Source organism: Metallibacterium scheffleri, assembly GCF_002077135.1.
GTDB classification, from domain to species: Bacteria; Pseudomonadota; Gammaproteobacteria; order Xanthomonadales; family Rhodanobacteraceae; genus Metallibacterium; species Metallibacterium scheffleri.
This window is the reverse complement of record NZ_LDOS01000004.1, coordinates 26903-45727: the sequence shown is the minus strand read 5'-3', so window position 1 is coordinate 45727 and position 18825 is coordinate 26903. Positions and strand designations below refer to the sequence as shown.

Genomic DNA, 18825 nt, shown 5'->3' with positions numbered 1-18825 from the left:
CGCTCAGGGCTACGACCTCTCGCTCAACCGCTACAAGGAAGTGGTGCACGAGGCGATCGAACACCGCGCGCCGAAAGAGATCCTCGCCGAGCTGGCGACGCTGGAGGAGGAGATCCAGCAGGGGATGAAGGAGCTGGAGGGGATGCTCGGATGAGCGCTGTGCCGCATGCCACGATCGGGAACTTGTGGAGCCGGTGACATCCTGGGTGCCTGAGCGCGATGACCCTGATAGTGCCTTTACATACATCGACCTAAGCGCAGTCGACCAGGATGCCAAGGCGATTACAGGTGCGCGACAGCTCGCCTGTGTAGACGCCCCAAGCAGGGCGCGGCAGCTCATTCGCACTGACGATGTTCTCGTGTCGACGGTTCGACCCAACTTAAATGCGGTTGCGCGTGTGCCTCAGAAGCTCGATGGCGCGACCGCGTCCACTGGATTCTGCGTGGTACGGCCGCGTCCCGAGAGGTTGGATGGTGGATACCTATTCCACTGGGTTCGCTCGCCACGCTTTGTTAGCGATATGGCCAGGTTGGCGACCGGGGCGAGCTATCCCGCTGTCAGTGATCGAATCGTCTTTGACTCGAAACTGCCCCTACCGCCCCTCCCCGAGCAGCGGCGGATTGCGGAGATCCTGGACAAAGCGGACGCGCTGCGGGCCAAGCGCCGCGCCGCTCTCACCCAACTCGACACCCTCACCCAATCCATCTTCCTCGACATGTTCGGCGACCCCGCCACGAATGCGAAGCGGTGGCCGCAGGTTCCTATCGGCGACCATGCGATCAAAATCGGGAGCGGAGCGACGCCTCGGGTGGGGAAGAGGCCTACAAGGCTGCTGGTATCAAGCTCATCAGGAGCATGAATGTCCGAGACGGTGCGTTCCTGAGAGACGGCCTTGCATTCATCGATAACGAACAAGCCGCACAGCTTGAGGGTGTCGTCGTTAAAGCTGACGATGTACTGCTGAACATCACGGGCGCGAGCGTTGCACGGGTATGCCGTGCGCCGGCAGACGTGCTTCCTGCGAGGGTGAATCAACATGTGGCGATCATCCGCCCGACGTCGGCTTTCAATCCGTGTTTCCTTGAGCAGTGCCTCCTGTCCCCGGCGGTGAAGGAACGACTTCTCAAAATCGCTCGCGCCGGGGCAACCCGCGAGGCCATCACCAAGTCAGCGATTGAACAGTTCAGGGTCATCCGTCCGCCGCGCGAAATGCAGAACCTGTTCGCTGCCCGAGTGGCCGCGAGCGAAAGCATCCACCGCCATATGCGTACTTGGCTCGGCGAAATGGACTCGCTTTTCGCCTCCCTCCAGCACCGCGCCTTCCGGGGAGAGCTGTAACCATGCATGGCGAGTTCATCGGCGCATGGTCCGAAACATGGCGCGAGATCTGGCTGCCACTGACAGACCACGAGGATGTGCGGGAGGACATCTTCTGCGACTTGTACCGCGAACTCGCAAAGGCGCTAAAGGCGCCGCCCTCGGTTGGAAACCTCGCCGATCTCATCGAAAACCCCGTACAGAGTCGCATGGCGTTCGAAGCGATTACCGCGAACGACTTCGCCGGTGAGCGCGTGCTCGTCGACTTCTTCGAGTCGGCGTACGACGCCTTAGAAGAATTTCGTGGCGATGAGCTGTCGAATCGCTACTTCAACCTGCTCACCGCGTTCATCGAAAAATTCAGCCTCCGCTATGACCTGCGTCGCCCCTGTACCTTGTGCCCGACGCTGCCCGGTATGTTCGCCAGCCTCGTGCGGGATCTGCGAGGGATGACGTGTCTGGACGCGCACCTCGACACGCTGATGAAGGAGTTCGAGGAGGCCATGCGCAACCTGCGCCACGATTGCTCCGACGGGCAGATCAAGACCTGCATCCAGAAGCAGGTGAACCTGCTGGAGGCTATCGGACGAACGACGCCCGGCGTCACCGAGGCCGAGTTGAGCGGTATATGCAACCAGGTTACGACTTGGCCGCATGGTGCGATCAAGGCGTCATTGAAGAACCTCTACGGGTTCGCCAGCGACTATCCGGGGATTCGGCACGGCGGAAATCCCGCAGGTGCGCTGCGCGCTGTCGACATGCGCGACATGGTAGCCATGTCGATCCTGCTTGCCGGGTTCACGCCGTACCTGAGCAACGCGCTCGACGCTGACGTCGTGTACCGCGGCGGCTGAGGGGGCGTCATGCAGACCACCGCCGAACAACTCCAGCACTGGTTGGCCGAGCCCGAAGGGGTTCGCCTCGAGTTCAAGGAAGCGAAGCAGAGCTATCACTTCGACAAGCTGGTGGAGTACTGCGTGGCCTTGGCCAACGAAGGTGGCGGCAAGATCATTCTCGGCGTGACCGACCGGCGCCCGCGCCACATCGTCGGCACGGCAGCGTTCGCGGAGCCTGGGCGCGCTGAAGCCGGTCTGCACGACCGGCTGTCGCATCGCATTCCCGTGGAGGAGGTGCGAACCGCCGACGGTCGAGTGCTGGTCGTCCATGTGCCGCCGCGACTTCCCGGCACGGCCTGGCAGATCGACGGGCGTTACCTCAAGCGGGCGGGTGACAAACTGGCGGCGCTAAGTGATACGGAATTGCGGGCCATGTTCGCCGAGACCGGGCCTGACTTCTCCGCCGAATGCTGTCCCGGCGCTACGCTCGACGATCTTGCAGCGCAAGCCATCGCCTTGTTTCGCGAGCGATGGGGCAAGAAAACGCGAGACGAGCGCAAGCTGCAATGGACCGACGAACAAACGCTCTTCGATGCCGAGTTGCTGATCAATGGCGGTGTCACCTACGCAGCGCTGATCCTGTTCGGCACCCGCGCGGCGTTGGGGCGCCGGCTGGCCCAGGCCGAACTGGTGTTCGAATACCGATCCTCGGAAGCATCGGGTCCGGCGGCGGACCGCGAGGAATATCGCGAAGGCTTCTTCCTCTGGCAAGACGCGATCTGGGCCAAGATCAACCTGCGCAACGAACGCCAGAGCTATCAGGACGGCCTGTTCCGCATGGATGTGCCCAGCTTTGATGAAGTCACCGTGCGCGAGGCCCTGCTCAACGCTGTGGCGCACCGCGACTATCGCGATGGCCGCTCGGTGTTCGTGCGGCAGTGGGCGCGGCGGCTCGAGGTCGTCAGCCCGGGCGGGCTGCCGGCCGGCATCACACCCGAGAACATTCTCGACCAGCAGAATCCGCGCAACCGCCGCTTGGCCGAGGCGCTGGCGAAGTGCGGCCTGATCGAGCGCTCGGGACAGGGCATGAATTTGATGTTCGAGAGCGCGATTCGACAGGGCAAGCCCTTGCCGAGCTTCGCCGGTACCTCGGCGCACGAGGTGCGGCTGACGCTGGAGGGCGCGATCGAAAGCCCTGCCTTCGTGCGCTTTCTTGAGCGCGTTGGCGAGGAACGTCTGCGCAGCTTTTCGACCTCCGACTTTCTGGTGCTGGATCACCTGCGCCGCGAACAGCCGCTGAGCGAGGCGCTGAAGCAACGTCTGCCGGCACTGATCGACGCTGGTGTGATCGAGCGGGTGGGGCGTGGCCGCGGTTACATGCTGTCGCAGGCTATGTATGCCGCCTTGGGGGCACGCGGGGTGCACACGCGCAAGAAGGGCTTGGACCACGAGACCAACAAAGCGCTGTTGCTGAAGCATCTGGGTACCGTGGGGCAGGTGGGCTCGCCGCTGAGCGAGTTGCGACAAGTGCTCCCGGCCTTGCCGGCATCGGCGGTTCAACAGCTGCTTGCGGAGCTGCGCCGGGAAGGCAGGGTCGCCTTGTCGAATCAGCGCCGCTGGGCACGCTGGAAGCTGGCCTCATCGGGTCAGGGTGCGGGCGATGCCTAAAGATTTTTGCGTAGTGCCGTTCGACGCTTAAAAAAGACGCGCGCAAAATTTGTGTGCCGAAAACAGTGCTTTATAAAACGCATCAAAAAAATGCGCCGCCTAAAAAATCTTTAGCGCACGGCTTAGGCCATGCATGAGAATGCGCCGCGCCGATATGCCTGCTCTTGTAGATTCAGACTGGATGGCGTCGAACCTTTAGCATGGCGGCTGCTTGCCTCCATGCTAAAGAGAGCCTTTAATACAGCAGGGGCGCGCCAGCATAGGAAGGGTAGGCTTGCATATGGTCGAGGTCTCGACGGGTCATTCCTTGCGCGCCGGCAGCTATCAGCGCCAGCCCTCCGGCTACCGCGCATTCATCCCAGCACTGCTGCCGCCCATACCGCCCGTGATGATCCAGGGCGATATGCAGCGTTTGCTTTCGGAGGCCGATCGCGCCCTGGGTCGCCTCGACGGCTCGGTGCACACGCTGCCCAATCCCGACCTTTTCGTGCTGATGTACGTGCGCAAGGAGGCGGTGCTGTCCAGCCAGATCGAAGGGACGCAAAGCTCGCTGCAGGATCTGCTGGCCGCCGAAGCCAATCTGTTTGGCGCCGACACCCGCCCACGCGATGTCGCGGAAGTGGTCAATTACGTCGCGGCCATGAACCACGGCTTGCAGCGACTGGCCGAGCTGCCTGTATCGGTGCGACTGATCCGCGAAATCCATGAGCGACTGATGCGCGGCGTCCGCGGTGGCCGGCTGACCCCGGGGGAGCTGCGCCGCACCCAGAACTGGATCGGCCCCGGTGGCTGCACGTTGGCGACGGCGAGCTTCATACCACCGCCACCTGAGCTGGTGCCGCAGGCACTCGGTGAATTGGAGCAGTTCCTGCATCGCGAGGACGATCTGCCAGCGCTGATCCGGATTGGTCTGGCCCATGCGCAGTTTGAGACCATCCATCCCTTCCTTGACGGCAACGGGCGCGTCGGCCGCCTGCTGATCACCTTCCTGCTGACGGAGCGCAACATTCTGCAGCGGCCCGTCCTCTACCTGTCGCACTATTTCAAGCGTTATCGGCAGGACTACTACGAACGCCTGCAGGCGGTTCGCGATACGGGCGACTGGGAGGGCTGGCTGCGCTTTTTCCTGCGCGGCGTGGCGGAAGTCAGCGCCGAGGCCACGGAGACCGCGCGCCGGGTGCTCGCGTTGCGCGAGACGCATCGGGCTGAAATCACGCACAGCCTTGGGCGTGCGGCCGGCAATGGACACAAGGTGCTGGAATCGCTGTTCGACAGACCGATCGTTGCGGTCAACGATGTCGCGGCCCTCATCGGCACGACCTATCCTGCGGCCAACAACCTCGTCTCTCGCCTGGAGCAGCTGAAGATCCTGGTCGAGGTGACCGGCCACGCGCGTCATCGCCGATTTCGTTACGAATCGTACGTGCGGCTGTTCACTGACGATCCAGTGGAGCCGGAAGCGTGAGCCCATTCGATTTCCTTGAACGCGAATGGCCCACCGTGCATGAGGCCGCCGGCAAGGCCGCGGCCGCCGTGCACGCCGACCCACGCACGGCCTGCTTCTATGCGCGCAGAGCACTCGAACTGGCCGTTGCCTGGACCTACAAGCACGACGCCGCGCTCAACCTTCCCTATCAGGACAACCTGTCGGCGCTGATCCACGAGCCCAGTTTCAAGATCACCGCCGGCGAGGCGGTGTTCAACAAGGCGAAGGTCATCATCACGCTGGGCAACCGCGCGGTCCACAGCCACCGCGCGATCCCGTCCGACGATGCCCTCGTTGCGGTCCGGGAACTGTTCCATGTGACGTACTGGCTGGCCCGCACCTACGGCCGCGCAGCACGACCGGCGCCCGGGCTTGTCTTCGACGCAGCCGCGTTGCCCAGGCCCCTATCGGCATCCAGCCAGACGGCTGAGCAGCTGCAGCAGCTCGAAGCGGGATTGCGCGAACGCGACGAGAAACTCGCCGCCTTGCTGGCCGACAAGACCACGCTCGACGAGGAATTGAAGCGCCTGCGCGCCGAGGTGGCGACGGCGAAGCAGGCGGCAGCGGCGCAGCCGGATACGCACGACTACTCCGAGGCCGAAACCCGCGACTACTTCATCGACCTCCTGCTCAAGGAGGCCGGCTGGCCGCTCGATCAGCCGCAGGACCGCGAGTTCGAAGTCGCCGGCATGCCCAACATGGAGGACAAGGGCTTCGTCGACTATGTGCTGTGGGGCGACGACGGCAAGCCGCTCGGACTGGTCGAGGCCAAGCGCACGCGCCGCGATCCGCGCGTCGGCCAGCAGCAGGCCAAGCTCTACGCCGATTGTCTGGAGCGCCAGTTCGGCCAGCGCCCGGTGATCTTCTACTCCAACGGCTACGAACACTGGCTGTGGGACGACGCCCGCTACCCCCCGCGTGCGGTGCAAGGTTTCTACAAGAAGTCAGAACTGGAGCTTGCGATCCAGCGCCGCACCACGCGCAAGCCGCTGGCCACGGGCGCGATCAATCGCGCCATCGTCGAGCGCTATTACCAGACGCGCGCCATCCGGCGCATCGCCGAGGCGTTCGAGCGCGACCACGACCGCAAGGCGCTGGTCGTGATGGCGACGGGCGCCGGCAAGACGCGCACGGTGATCGCGCTGGCCGACCTGCTCATGCGCTGCAACTGGGCCAAGCGCATTCTGTTTCTCGCCGACCGCGTGGCGTTGGTGAACCAGGCGGTGAATGCCTTCAAGCACTTCCTGCCCGACGCCTCGCCGGTGAACCTGGTGACCGAGAAGGACGCCGAGGGGCGCGTCTTCGTCTCCACCTATCCGACGATGATGGGGTTGATCGACGAGACGCGCGATGGCCAGCGCCGCTTCGGCGTCGGGCATTTCGACCTCGTCGTCATCGACGAGGCGCACCGCTCGGTGTTCCAGAAGTACCGCGCCATCTTCGACTACTTCGACTCGCTGCTCGTGGGCCTGACGGCGACGCCCAAGGACGAGGTGGACCGCAACACCTACAGCCTGTTCGATCTCGAGGACGGCGTGCCGACCGACGCCTACGGACTCGACGAAGCCGTGCGCGACGGCTTCCTCGTACCGCCCAGGGCCGTCTCGGTGCCGCTCAAGTTCCAGCGCGAAGGCATCCGCTACGACGATCTCCCGGAAGACGACAAGGACCAGTGGGATGCGCTGGAGTGGGATGAGGACGGCAACGTCCCGAACCGCGTCGAGGCCGAGGCGGTCAACAAGTGGCTGTTCAACAAGGACACGGTCGACAAGGTGCTGGAGCACCTGATGACGCGTGGCCTGGCGGTGGCCGGCGGCGATCGGCTCGGCAAGACCATCGTGTTCGCGAAAAACCAGGCGCACGCGGAATTCATCGCCGAGCGCTTCAACGCCAACTACCCGCACTTCAGGGGCGAGTTCGCGCGCGTCATCACCTTCAAGACCGAGTATGCGCAGAGCCTGATCGACAACTTCTCGGTCAAGGACAAAGCACCGCACATCGCCCTCTCGGTGGACATGCTGGACACGGGCATCGACATCCCGGAGGTGGTGAACCTGGTCTTCTTCAAGCTGGTGCGCTCGAAGACCAAGTTCTGGCAGATGCTCGGCCGCGGCACACGGCTCTGCCCGGACCTGTTCGAGCCCGGAAAAGACAAGAAGTTTTTCTATGTCTTCGACTACTGCCAGAACCTGGAGTACTTCAGCCAGAACATCCCGGCCATCGAGGGCGCGTTGGGTGCACCGCTGGGCAAACGACTGTTCAATGCCCGGCTGGAGTTGATCGGCGAACTGGACAAGGCGCTGGCGGAAAGTCAGCGCGATGCGCTGCGCGAGCAACGGGCGCCACCGCACGGGCATCCCGATTCCGCCGACGAGGTGCGCGCACAAATCGCCGCGTTGCTGCATCGCGAGGTGGCTGCCATGAACCTCGGCAACTTCATCGTGCGGCCGCGACGGCGCAGCGTCGAAAAGTACGCTCATCCCGAGGCATGGACGAACTTGTCACCGGAGGCGCTCGTGGAGCTGTCGCACGAGGTGGCGGGCCTGCCGACGGAACTCGACCCGGAAGGCGAGGAGGCCAAGCGCTTCGACCTGCTGGTGCTGAATCTCCAGCTCGCGATGCTGCGCTCGGAACCGGGGTTCGCCCGGTTGCGGGATCAAGTCAAAGAGCTCGCCGGACTGCTGGAGGAGAAATCCGCGATTCCGACGGTGCGCGATCAGATGGCTCTGATCCAGGACGTCCAGACCGACGCCTGGTGGCAAGACGTGACCGTCCCCATGCTCGAAGGCATGCGCAGACGGCTGCGTGACCTGATCAAGCTCATCGAGAGACAGAAGCGCAAGCCGATCTACACCGACTTCGAGGATGAGATGGGCGGGGAGATGCCGGTCGAACTGCCCGGCTTCAGTCAGGGCACCGACTACACGAAATTCCGTGCCAAGGCCCAGGCGTCCTTGCGCGCGCATCAGGACCACGTGGCCATTCGCAAGTTGCGGATGAACAAGGCGTTGACCGCCGCCGATCTCGCTGAGCTTCAGCGCATGCTCGCGGACAACGGGGTCGGCGCCGCGGACGACATCCGACGCGCCGCCGAGGAATCGCACGGGCTCGGACTCTTCGTTCGCTCGCTGGTCGGACTCGACCGGCAGGCGGCGAAGGAAGCCTTGGCCGGGTTTCTCAATGGCAAGATGCTGGGGGCCAACCAGATCGAGTTCGTGAACCTGATCGTGAACCACCTCACCGAGCACGGCGTGATGGAGGCGGCGATGCTGTACGAATCTCCCTTCACGGACCTGACACCGCGCGGGCCTGAGGAGCTTTTCACGTCCGCGCAGGTCGATGAACTGCTGGCGGTGATCGAGCAAGTGCGTCAGTCGGCCATTGCGGCTTGAATGTCAGACTCAGACCAACCAGTCTCCACGAAAGCCGGGGTGGTTCAAACACCTGCTTTGCCAAGTCGACGCCAAAGTGTTGGCGCCGACGTGGAAGTGACCCACATGCCAGTCCGCGATTGAGCCAAGGCAAACGAGCCGCGTCTTGCATGAATCCTGCAAATCGGTGCGTTTCAGGCGGGTCACCGAAAGCCCGGCGTATGGCTCAAATCAACGTCGGCGCCAACACGCCGGACAAGCTCCGGGTCGTCGCGCACCGCCGCGGCGGCGAGATCTCTATCGAAGATCTGCCGGCGGCCTTCGCCGTGATCGCGAACGCTCGGCGGGAAGTGGATCGCCTCCAGGCCGAACAGGACGAGGACTGCTCCCCGGTGACGGTCTACGTCGTCGACGCCGACGGGGTGCCGATCTACCGGACGCTGACAACTCGGTGACTGCCGTTGCGCATGCGCAACTCACCGTCTGCTCGGGCTTTTGCCTCGCGGTGTAACGCGCTAAACTGCCGGCCCATAACAACGGCGGACTCGACGGGGAACCAATGACTGTCTGCGTAGGAGCCATCTGCGAGGGTGGCAAGGTGGTGGTCGTCTCTGCCGATCGCATGATGACCTACGGGCCGCCGATGAACCTCCAGGCGGAAGGAGCGGTCCGGAAGATTTTTCAACTTACGCCACAGTGCGTGATGCTGTTCTCGGGGTCCGTACCCGACGGCGAAGAGGTTTTCAGCCGCACCAAGGCCGGCGTAATTGCCACCCCGCACCCAGATATCAAGACGATCGCCACGACCGCCGGCGGGGTGTACATAGCGCACAAGAAGCGACGAGCCGAGGAGGCGATCCTGAGGCCGTTCCTTGGCATAGACTTTGCGGGGTTCCAGACGCTTGCCGCTCAATCGGCGTCGTCTCAGGTGATGGCCCAGGTGCTCGGGTTGCTCAGTCAGCACAACCTCGGACTTGACATAATGATTGCCGGCGTGGACGCCGACGGTGCGCATCTGCACGTCGTTTCACATCCAGGGACCGTCATGTCGATGGATACTGTCGGCACCGTCAGCATCGGGTCAGGTGGGATGCACGCGTCCATCCGCATGTCGCTCGCACGGCACAAGAGCACCAGCAGCCTCGCGCAGGCGCTGCATAACGTCTACGAGGCGAAGCTCGCCTCGGAGGTCGCCCCCGGCGTGGGCAAGGTGACGGACGTCGCCGTGATTAACGGCGGGGGCATCAAGTTCGTCGACGACGGTATCATCCAGGTGTTACAGGAAATTCACAAGGACCGGCCATCATTGGATACCGCCGAAGTCGAGAAGCTCGCAGAGAAATGCAAGGGGTATCAACATGCCTCGTGACCCGATCGACCTGTGGAACCCCGGTCCGTGGTTGGGCGACGCGTCGTCCGCGCAGGTAACGCTATGGCAGGCCGAGAACGACTGGGCCGCGCTGTGCCCGCCGCCCGTAGCGTTCCCGGTCGGCTGCGTTGCACCGGCGAAGCCTGATGAGCAGCCGAACCGGCCGGACCCACTCTGAACCCAAGTCCCGCGCGAAGCGCGGAGATGGAGCCGCTGCGATGGCCTCCTCATTACAAAAAGGGCTCTTCGTGGAAACGTGTGGGTGATTCCATACGTCTGATCGCGGCGTAGCCCAAGCAGAGCAAGGCATTGCGGGCTTCAGCGTTGAGCTGAAATCTGGCACGCTTTGCCGATGCCTACTGCAGCGAAGCGTCCGCGGCGTCTGCTCGATGCCTATCGGTTCCCCGGCTTCCGCCCACAGGCGACGGTCAAGGGTGTGTTCGGCGATCCCAAGGCACGGGTGGTCACGCTGGTTCGGCGGGGAAAAAAACAGTCTGCGGGTGTTGTGGCCGAACGCAATCGGGCTGGTACGACCGCAAGCCCCGGCGTATCCGCGACCTCTCCTGCGGTGACACCCGGGTTTGGCTGGCATTCGCGGTGCGCCGGATCCACTGCCGCGCCTGCGGCCAGGTGAAGACCGAGCGACTCGACTTTCTGGCCGACAATCCGTTCTACACGAAGCGGTTTGCCTGGCACGTCGGGCGTCGCTGCCGGCAATCGTCAGTCCGCGATGTGGCCAAGGAATTCAAGCTCGACGGGCACACGGTCCAGTCGCTGGACAAGCAGTACATGGCCGAGCAACTCAGGCGCGCTGGCCTGCCCGGCGTGCGATCTCCCGCACCGATACGGCTCGACGTTCAAGACGAGATGAACCGCAGCGCGCTGCAGAACGACGTCGCCGGAAGGGGCGCTGCTTGCGCGATATGAAACCTATAGGTAGTCTATCTATACAGTAGTAGAGGGGAAAGTAGCGCCGGCCTAGCCTGCCCATAAGAGACTTCCCGTCAACGCCGCGCGCTTGAGGTTCTTGCCTTGAGCTTTCGGGCCATGGCTGGTCATCGTGTTGTCCTCTTTGCTGCGTCGTGCGTGTCAGTGCTGCGTGGTGATGCAACGAATGTCAGACTGCATTTCCATAAACGGTCTTGTTGCGCCGCTGATGCTGGCGCGGACCAGGGTATAAACCGCACCCGGAGACCTCGTTCGTCTTTCGGTATCGTCGGTGTTCGGGGATCAGCCGAAACACGGGGTGACGTCCGGCAGGTTAGTCAGGTTCTCTCCGGGTCGGTCTGACCGTTGTCGACCACTTCGCGCTGACGTGAAAGGATGTGCGTTCGTGTCATGCCATGCCGGCGATCCTCACCGCGCGCTTGCCGGCCGGGCGCTGCACCATCGGGTGCTTCAGCCACGCCTCGGCGTCGTAGGCTTCCTCGCGCGCCAGCATCGCCCACAGTTGCCGCGCGTGTTTGTTCGCAATCGCCACCAGCAGCTTGCCGAACGGCATCCGACACGCCAGTTGGCGGATCCAGATCTGCTCGGGCGTGGCCCGATCCTGTGCAGTCACCTTGGCGCGCTGCAGGCTGCTGCGCGCGCCCTGGATCAGCAGCGTGCGCAGGTAGGCATCGCCGCGGCAACTGATCGTGCCCAGGCGGGTGTGCCCGCCGCTGGAGTGCTGGGTCGGCACCAGGCCGAGCCATGCGGCCAGTTGCCGGCCGTTCTTGAACTCCTTGGCCGAGCCGACGCTCGCCACCATCGCATCGGCGGTGAGCGGGCCAATGCCGATCAGCGCGCGCAGCCGCACGCAGCGCTCATCCGCCTTGGCGTGCGCTTCGATGCGCGCATCGCACGCGGCGATGCGGTCGCGCACCTGCGCCCAGTGCGCGCTGAGATCGCGCAGCAGTTCCTTCAGCTCCGCAGGCAACGATGCCGCTGCGTCGAGATCCGCCAAGGCGATGCGCAACGCCCGGTCACCCTGCGCCATCACGATGCCAAACTCGGCCAGCAGACCGCGCAGGCGGTTGCTGATCTCCAGCCCTTCGGTCTTGTAGCCCTCGCGCACGCGATGCCATGCCAGCCGCGCCTGCTGCTCGACCGACTTGACCGGCACAAAGCGCATGTTGCCCTGGCGTGCCGCCGTGGCAATCGCCTCGGCGTCGTTGCGGTCGTTCTTCAGTGTGCGGCTCTTGCGGAACGGCGTCACGAACTGCGCCGCCATCAAGCGCGGCTGCAGACCGACCTCCAAACAGCGCCGCGCCCAATGGTGCGCGCCACTGCATGCCTCCATCGCCACCACGGTGCCGGCCGGCACCTGCGCCAGCCACAGCGCAAACGCTTCACGCCCGAGATCCTGCCGCCGCTGCACGTGTCCGGCGCCATCCACCGCACATACGGAAAACAGGTTCTTCGCCAAATCCACGCCCATGGTTATAGTGCTCATCGAGACTTCCCCTTCTGCTGACGGTTGTAAAAACCATCATGGCCCTCGAGGCCGTTGGAAGCGGGAAGTCTCTTTTTACTCGGCATGGCCAAGAAGAATCCCCTCGTTTTGAAGCTCGGACAGGCGATCCGCGCGCGGCGCCTCGCCATCGCGCTCAGCCAGGACGATTTCGCGGACCGCATCCATATGCATCGTGCCTACTACTCCGCCATCGAGCGGGGCGAAAAGAACATCACCCTGGCGACGTTGCAGCGGGTGGCCAAGGGGTTGGGCGTGACCCTTGGTGCGCTCTTTGCCGATGTCGACTGATCACCCGAGCCAATTCCCCAGCCATGACGTCTGCGCAACAGCTCAAGGAACTCCTGCAGGCCGCCCAAGCGTGTACGCGGGTCGACGAGGCCGCCCGTGCGCAGGATGCGTTCTTCAGCGCCCTGCTCGATGCGACGCTTTACGCCCATTTGCCGCCCGAACCCTCACCCCCCGACCGCATCCGCTTTGTACAGTTCGTGCGGCCGGACAACGGCCAGACCGTCCTGCCCTTGTTCAGCGACCGCGAACAAGCCGAGGCGGTCCGAGGCAACCGCGCGATCGTCGCCATGACGGGCCGCGAGCTGTTGGAGTTGACCCGCGGTGCAACCCTCATGCTCAACCCCAACGTGGACCAGATCGTGCTCCATCCGGCCGAGGTGGACGCCATCCTGGCGGGACGGCCGATCGGCAAGTTCTCGCGCGAAGACATCCGGGAGTCGGAGGAGGTGGGAACGTGCCCGCCCGCGTTCCCGACCGACGCCCTGACCCTGCTGCTGCGCGAGCGCTTCGCGACCGAGCCTTCCGCGCGCGCCGCCTATCTGGTCGAGCTGCATCGCGGACCCGAGATGGCCGACGTTTCGCTGCTGCTCGGCATCGTCGCGGCGGCAGCCCACCAGCAACGGCTGCTGCAGCTCACGACGCTGTGGATCAAACCCGTGCTGGATACCTTGCCGATGCCGCTCATGATGACGTTGATGACCCCGGAAGAAGAACTCCCCGAGCTCTTCCATCACGGCATCCAGTTCTACGGAACCTGACGGCATACCAGGATGCCAAGGAGCTCTTCAATGAGGCTGTGCTGCGAACGATGGAAGGTGCCCGTGGCGGCAATGGCGACCGCCGCTGGCCGAAACAGCGCGTTCCGTTCGTGGCCTACATGATCATGACCATGTTGAGCATCGCAGACGGTTCGCGCAATTCGGACGCCGTGTCGATGACAGATCGTCTGGAGGAATCGCACTACCGGGCAATACTGCGGAGGACGTGCTTGAGCTGAGCAGGCCTATGTGGCGTGATCCGCCGGTTCATCTTGAGCCAAGGCAAGCGCCATCCACGTTCGATGGGCGCGGCGAAGGTCGAACGGTTCCTGTCTGATCTTGCGGTACGCGGCCATGTTGCAGCGGGCACGCAGAACCAGGCGCTGTCGGCGCTGCTGTTTCTGTATCGCGAGGTGTTGGCAGTCGATCCGCTGCAGCTGGATAACGTGGTGCGCGCCAAGTCGGGGCTTGATCGTGAGGAAGGCAATGCGCATCGATCAACCGCTTTCCTCGACACGGATCCGCTCCTCGACCAGGCACTGCACGAACGCATCGCGCGCTGCGGCATAGTCCGAGCTGGCAGGCCCGTGTTGGAGCGCGGCCTGATGCAGAACCCGAAGGATCTGATCCAGCCGGGTTCCCTCGACACCGATCGCATCGAGGTAGGACCGCACCCAACATGGCGTGTGAACGATTCGTTCGACCATCGCAGGATCGCCCATGAACATCCGCAGCCGCTCGTCCCGGAGTATGAAGTCCGCCAGTGCCCCGAGTGCGGTGCGAGGCACCATGGGATCGCACGCCCAGTGGAAGCTTCTGCACCAGTCCGTGACTTCAGCGCGCGGCATCGGGCGCGCGAGAGCATACCCCTGACCCAGATCCGCGCCGAGGATCATCGCCGCTTCCACCAGGCCCGGCGTCTCCATCCCCTCCACGACGACCTTGACGCCGAGATCGTGTCCCAGCCGCGTCAGCTGGTTCACGAAGCGCAGCGTCCGCAGCGGTTGCCGCGCGATCTGGCGCACCAGCGTCTGGTCGATCTTGACGCGATCAAAGGAGAGGTGGCGCAGCCGGCTCAACGTGCTGTAGCCCGAGCCCAGATCGTCCTCGGCAAGCTGGACGCCCAGCGCCTTGAGCGCCAGCAGGCCGGACTCGGCCTCCGGACTCTCCTCCAGCCACTCCGACTCGAGGATTTCGAGGACCAAGGTTTCGGCTGGACAGGGGTATCGCTCCAGCGCCTCTCGGGTGCTGTCCACATAGCGCCGGTCGAGCAGTGCGTTCGACGGGAGGTTGACGGCGATGCCCAGCGGCAGCCCACCGGCGGCCCACTCCCGGCGCGCCGCGAGCGCCTGCGCCAGCCCCTGGCGATACAGGATCAGCAGGTCGTCCTCGCCGAACGCCGGCAGGAAACGGGCCGGCAGGATCAGACCGTCGTCCTCGCGGATGCGGGCCAGCGCCTCCACCTCGACCGGCTGGCCCTGACGCAGATCGATCACCGGCTGGTAGTACATCACCAGGTCATCGGTCGCCAGCTTGGCGCGCCAGCGGTCACGCAGAAGGTAGGGGACCGCCTCGACGCCCTCGAGTTTGGGCAGCAACCGCGCCAAGGCAAGATCCAGCAGGCTCTGCACGTGCAGCAGGAACGCCTGCTGACCCGCGCTGGAGAAGCCGCCCACGAACGGTGAGTACAGGGTCAGCACACTTTCGGTGGTGCCCTGCGGCATGCGCAGCGGGAGGGCTGCATTGGACCGAATGCCCATACCCAGCGCCACCTCGCGCCACGTGATCGTGGCCGGATCGGTGGCATAGTTGAGCGTGCGCTGGATCTCGCCACTGCGCCAGGCACGGCCCATCGCCACGCTGCCCTCCACGCGGTCGGCCTCGGCCCGAATATCCGGGGGCACGCCGCGCTCAACCGCTCGCAGATAGTCGACGAAGGCTTTGCCGCCGGCCACCGCCTCAAACTGAAACCGGCCACTTGCATCCGGTCGCCCGATCGCGCACCCGGCGACTTCGTCGAGGGTGAGCAGGGTATCGGCCACACGCTGGATCAGCTCGAGGTAGCGATCCGCTGACCAAGCGATGGTGCTGATGCGTACGAGAATGCCATCGCGGGCGAGCTGGACCGCACGCGACCCTTCCAACTGCCACTGGTAATCGAGTGCAAGGCGTCGGTGCATGACCAGCAGCGTGCGTCGGTCGCGACGGGTCAGCGGCGCCAGTTGTTCATCGAGCTGCGCGCGCAAGAGCGCGACGCTCTCGGCAACCCAGGCGTCTTCGATGCCGGCCATGCCATGGATGCGGCCCGCACGGGTTGCGACCTGGCGATGACCATCTTCGCTGAGCGCCGGGTCGAGCAGCAGCGTCAGATGCTCGCGCTGCTTGGCCTTCAGGTGCTCGAACTCCTGCGTGGAGAGCGCGCCCAGGATCTGCGCGGGCCCTGCGTGCTCAGCCAGACGGGCATAGAACGCATCGACGAAGGACTCGGCCCACTCGTGATGGATGGACTGGATCGGCCCGAGCAGGCGCTGTGCCAGCGGTCCATAGGGCAGCAATTCGCTGATGTCGACTTCGACGGGCGACAAGGCAACCGGCGGCTGCTCAGACACGGGAAAGCTCCACCACTGCGCGCGGGGGAGCTTCTGCGACTTGATCCGATACATGGCCTGATCGGCCAGGCGCAGCAGGTGACCCGTGTCGGCGCCTTCGTGCAGCGGATAGACCACGATGCCCAGGCTGGCGTGCAGACCCGTGGAGTAGGTGCCGATCACCATGGGCTCGGCCAAGCGCGCCCGCATCCGCTCCAGCAGCGGCGTCAGATCGTCGAGGCTGGCGACGTCCTCGAGCACGACGACGAACTCGTCGCCGCCCAGACGGGCGACATAATCGTGGTCCCGCAGGGCGCCTTTCAGGCGCTTGGCCACGTCGATCAACACCCGATCCCCGGCTTCGTGGCCGAAGCGATCGTTGATCGGCTTGAAATCGTCGAGGTCGAGCATGCCGACCGCGAGCAGCAGGCGATGGCGCCGCGCGCGTGCCAGCGCACCCTCCAGATGGTGCTCCAGCGCGCGACGATTGGGCAGCCCGGTCAGCGGGTCATGCAGCGCAAGACGCTCCTGGCGCTCGTGCTCGAACACCAGTGCCTGCTGCTGATGGAACTGGCGCAGCGCAAGACCTGCTGCCTCCGCGATTTCGCCGATGAGGACGCGAAGCTCTGCGGTGAAGGTATCCGGATCGCTTACAACAACCGCGAACACGGCCTCGGGCTCCGCATCCGGCGTGTCGAAGACGGGCCATGCGCCCACCGCGCCGACCCCCTCGAGCACCGCGCCGCGCCATTGCGCCGGAATGGACGGATCACGCGCGGGATGCACCCGGATCACCGGGGTCCGCGTACTGAAGGCCAGGGTGACCGTGGCACGGGTCGTCCCCTCAGGCTGCTTGGGGGGCAGCGGCAAGAGACGGGCCGCTTCAGCCAAAGGCCCCATCAGCATGACGCGATGCAGTGTCGGACCTGGATCGTCAGCGGTGAACACATCGACCGCATCGGCGCCGGCATGACGCACCAGCGCCTCGGCCAGCACCCGATAGATCGACAGCGGGTCGGGCTGCTTCAGCAGCGCGGCCTGGATCTCGCGCTGGGCAGCCTGATAGCGCACCAGCCGATCCTGTCGATGGAGCAGATCCTGGTGGTTCCAGAAAGCGGCCAGCTCCCGCGCGAGACGCTGGGCCCAATCGAGCAGATCGGGGGTGAAGTGCTCCGTCTCCGACGCATAGACCGACAGCGCCATCTGCCCTCCGTCCTGCGTTCGCGCCGCGGCGACGATGCTGGAGCCCAGCCCGTAGTGCCGCGCCCAATCCGCCCAGGGCGCGAGCAGCGGATCGCTGAACGCAGTGAGCAATGCCTCGCCCGTGCGCAGCGCCCGCCCCATCGGCCCTTGCCCTTCGGGTCGTGCGGGATCGGCGGTGAGGGATAGCGTCGTGACGTAATCGCACGCCGGTCCCGCAACCCCGACGGCCTGCACCCAAATGGCCTCCGGTTCGAGCCGGCCGATCCATACCAGCGGCAGGCCCATGATGTCCGCCAGCGTCAAGGCGACCTGCCCCATCACATCCGATCGCTCACGCGGTGCGTCGGCGTGGAGCAGCGGCAGCGTTTCGGCCACGCTGCGGTAAAACTGGTCGCGCGTCTGCCGACCGGTCTCGGCGCGCTGACGCTCGATGAAACGGCCAATCAATGCCGCGATCGATTCGGCCATGCCGATCTCGTCCGCGGCAAACGGCGTCGCGCGTGCCCAGGTGTCGCTGAAGCTCAGGGTGCCGAAGACGGCACCCTCCACCACGATCGGCGTGCCAATGTACGCCTCCAACTGCAGCCCGCCATAGGCCGGATGGCTGCGCATCGGCTCGATCGCGTCGGTCCCGGCATGGGTCACCGTCTGGCGCAAGGTGACGACCGCCGCGCACCAGGTATCGCCCAGTGGATAACGATGGCCCGGCTGGATCTCGATCAACGGCGAGTGTCGGTCGAGCACCTCGTAATCGTCGCCCCGGATCCGGCCCACGATGCCGGTCGAAAGCCCGAGTACCCGACAGCCGACGTCCAGGCATGCGGCCATGAAGGCATCCCGATCGTCGAAGTGCTCCACCAGCAGGCGATGCAGCGCCGATAGGCCCCCATGCAGCGCAGCATCAACAGGGATTGGGGGTCGAGGCATCCGTGGATACTCCCAGAAGTGATCGCACCATCAGGCGGCTTCAAGTCCAGAGTACAAAAATTCACCGGCGCTCGCCCGAGCACATGCTCGAGCGCTTCGTTGCGCGCCTGGGATGGATACTTGAGGCATTTGTCATGAAACGCACCTGGACGATCATTGGCGTAAGCGATGTGCCGAGTAGTTTCAGGTGGTACCAATCGCTTTTCGGCCTGACGGAGACGCGCCCAGGCCATGCCGACTTTGGTCAGATCCGCGATGCGGATGGGACGGTCCTGCTCTGCCTCCACCAGTGGGGGGCGCACGAACATCCATCGTTGATGAGCCGAGACAACGCGACCCCAGGCAACGGGCTCCTCTTGTTCTTCCGTGTCGACGATTTCGATACGACACTTAAACGGGCACGTGCGCTCGTCGCGCGTCTCAAAGAGGAGCCGCAGGTGAATCCGAACACTGGAACACTGGAGTTCTCGCTTCGGGATCCAGACGGATACTACGTCACGGTGAGTGCGCTATCTTCGCTGGAGCTAGCGGGCCACGGGCCGCAGGCATAAGGATGCA

14 protein-coding genes and 1 pseudogene are annotated in these 18825 nt (G+C 64.5%); 13 read left to right on the top strand and 2 right to left on the bottom strand.

Translation table 11 applies throughout. From position 1 onward, the window contains the following. Nucleotides 1–185: 185 nt before the first annotated feature. The 9 genes from Mschef_RS18195 to Mschef_RS18310 all read left to right on the top strand — a co-directional run bounded on the left by Mschef_RS18195 (nt 186) and on the right by Mschef_RS18310 (nt 10975). A complete protein-coding gene (locus Mschef_RS18195) occupies nt 186–860 on the top strand; it encodes a restriction endonuclease subunit S (protein ID WP_081130105.1) in 675 nt (224 codons plus the stop codon). Further along, a complete protein-coding gene (locus tag Mschef_RS15340) occupies nt 749–1339 on the top strand; it encodes a restriction endonuclease subunit S domain-containing protein (RefSeq protein ID WP_176212472.1) in 591 nt (196 codons plus the stop codon). The genes Mschef_RS18195 and Mschef_RS15340 overlap by 112 nt, the downstream gene beginning before the upstream one ends. 2 nt (nt 1340–1341) lie before the next feature. Next, nucleotides 1342–2172, top strand: a complete 831-nt coding sequence (locus Mschef_RS15335; RefSeq protein WP_081126286.1) for a hypothetical protein — start codon at nt 1342–1344, stop codon at nt 2170–2172. A gap of 9 nt (nt 2173–2181) precedes the next feature. After that, nucleotides 2182–3822, top strand: coding sequence for an ATP-binding protein (locus Mschef_RS15330; protein WP_081126285.1), 1641 nt, complete (start codon nt 2182–2184; stop codon nt 3820–3822). Between the two features lie 280 nt (nt 3823–4102). Next, nucleotides 4103–5287 carry a Fic family protein gene (locus tag Mschef_RS15325; protein ID WP_136256579.1) on the top strand — a complete coding sequence of 395 codons (1185 nt, stop codon included), beginning with the start codon at nt 4103–4105 and terminating at the stop codon, nt 5285–5287. Next, a complete protein-coding gene (locus tag Mschef_RS15320) occupies nt 5284–8700 on the top strand; it encodes a DEAD/DEAH box helicase family protein (protein ID WP_081130103.1) in 3417 nt (1138 codons plus the stop codon). The genes Mschef_RS15325 and Mschef_RS15320 overlap by 4 nt, the downstream gene beginning before the upstream one ends. A 200-nt stretch (nt 8701–8900) precedes the next feature. Continuing rightward, a complete protein-coding gene (locus Mschef_RS15315) occupies nt 8901–9134 on the top strand; it encodes a hypothetical protein (protein WP_081130102.1) in 234 nt (77 codons plus the stop codon). A 104-nt stretch (nt 9135–9238) separates the two neighbouring features. After that, nucleotides 9239–10048, top strand: a complete 810-nt coding sequence (locus tag Mschef_RS15310; RefSeq protein WP_081130101.1) for a hypothetical protein — start codon at nt 9239–9241, stop codon at nt 10046–10048. Between the two features lie 336 nt (nt 10049–10384). Continuing rightward, the gene (locus tag Mschef_RS18310) at nt 10385–10975 is read left to right on the top strand and encodes a helix-turn-helix domain-containing protein (RefSeq protein WP_277921492.1); all 591 of its coding nucleotides are present in this window, start codon (nt 10385–10387) and stop codon (nt 10973–10975) included. Nucleotides 10976–11384: 409 nt separating this feature from the next. On the opposite strand, the gene Mschef_RS15300 is transcribed toward Mschef_RS18310, so the two are convergent. Beyond that, on the bottom strand, nt 11385–12482 hold the full coding sequence (locus tag Mschef_RS15300; RefSeq protein WP_081126072.1) for an IS110 family RNA-guided transposase: 1098 nt from the start codon (nt 12480–12482) through the stop codon (nt 11385–11387). 84 nt (nt 12483–12566) lie between these two features. Here Mschef_RS15300 and Mschef_RS15295 point away from each other — a divergent pair, with 84 nt between their 5' ends. The 3 genes and pseudogenes from Mschef_RS15295 to Mschef_RS17340 all read left to right on the top strand — a co-directional run. After that, nucleotides 12567–12791 carry a helix-turn-helix domain-containing protein gene (locus Mschef_RS15295; protein ID WP_081130099.1) on the top strand — a complete coding sequence of 75 codons (225 nt, stop codon included), beginning with the start codon at nt 12567–12569 and terminating at the stop codon, nt 12789–12791. 23 nt (nt 12792–12814) lie between these two features. Further along, nucleotides 12815–13549, top strand: coding sequence for an SseB family protein (locus Mschef_RS15290; protein WP_081130098.1), 735 nt, complete (start codon nt 12815–12817; stop codon nt 13547–13549). A gap of 251 nt (nt 13550–13800) precedes the next feature. Next, nucleotides 13801–14010: pseudogene (locus Mschef_RS17340) on the top strand (phage integrase N-terminal SAM-like domain-containing protein); the annotation flags it as partial. A 36-nt stretch (nt 14011–14046) separates the two neighbouring features. On the opposite strand, the gene Mschef_RS15275 reads toward Mschef_RS17340, so the two are convergent. Beyond that, nucleotides 14047–18198 (bottom strand): EAL domain-containing protein, encoded by a 4152-nt coding sequence (locus Mschef_RS15275; RefSeq protein WP_168708953.1) that lies wholly within the window; start codon nt 18196–18198, stop codon nt 14047–14049. Nucleotides 18199–18401: 203 nt separating this feature from the next. On the opposite strand from Mschef_RS15275, the gene Mschef_RS15270 reads away from it, so the two are divergent. Next, nucleotides 18402–18818 (top strand): VOC family protein, encoded by a 417-nt coding sequence (locus tag Mschef_RS15270; protein WP_081130106.1) that lies wholly within the window; start codon nt 18402–18404, stop codon nt 18816–18818. The last annotated feature ends 7 nt before the right edge of the window (nt 18819–18825 follow it).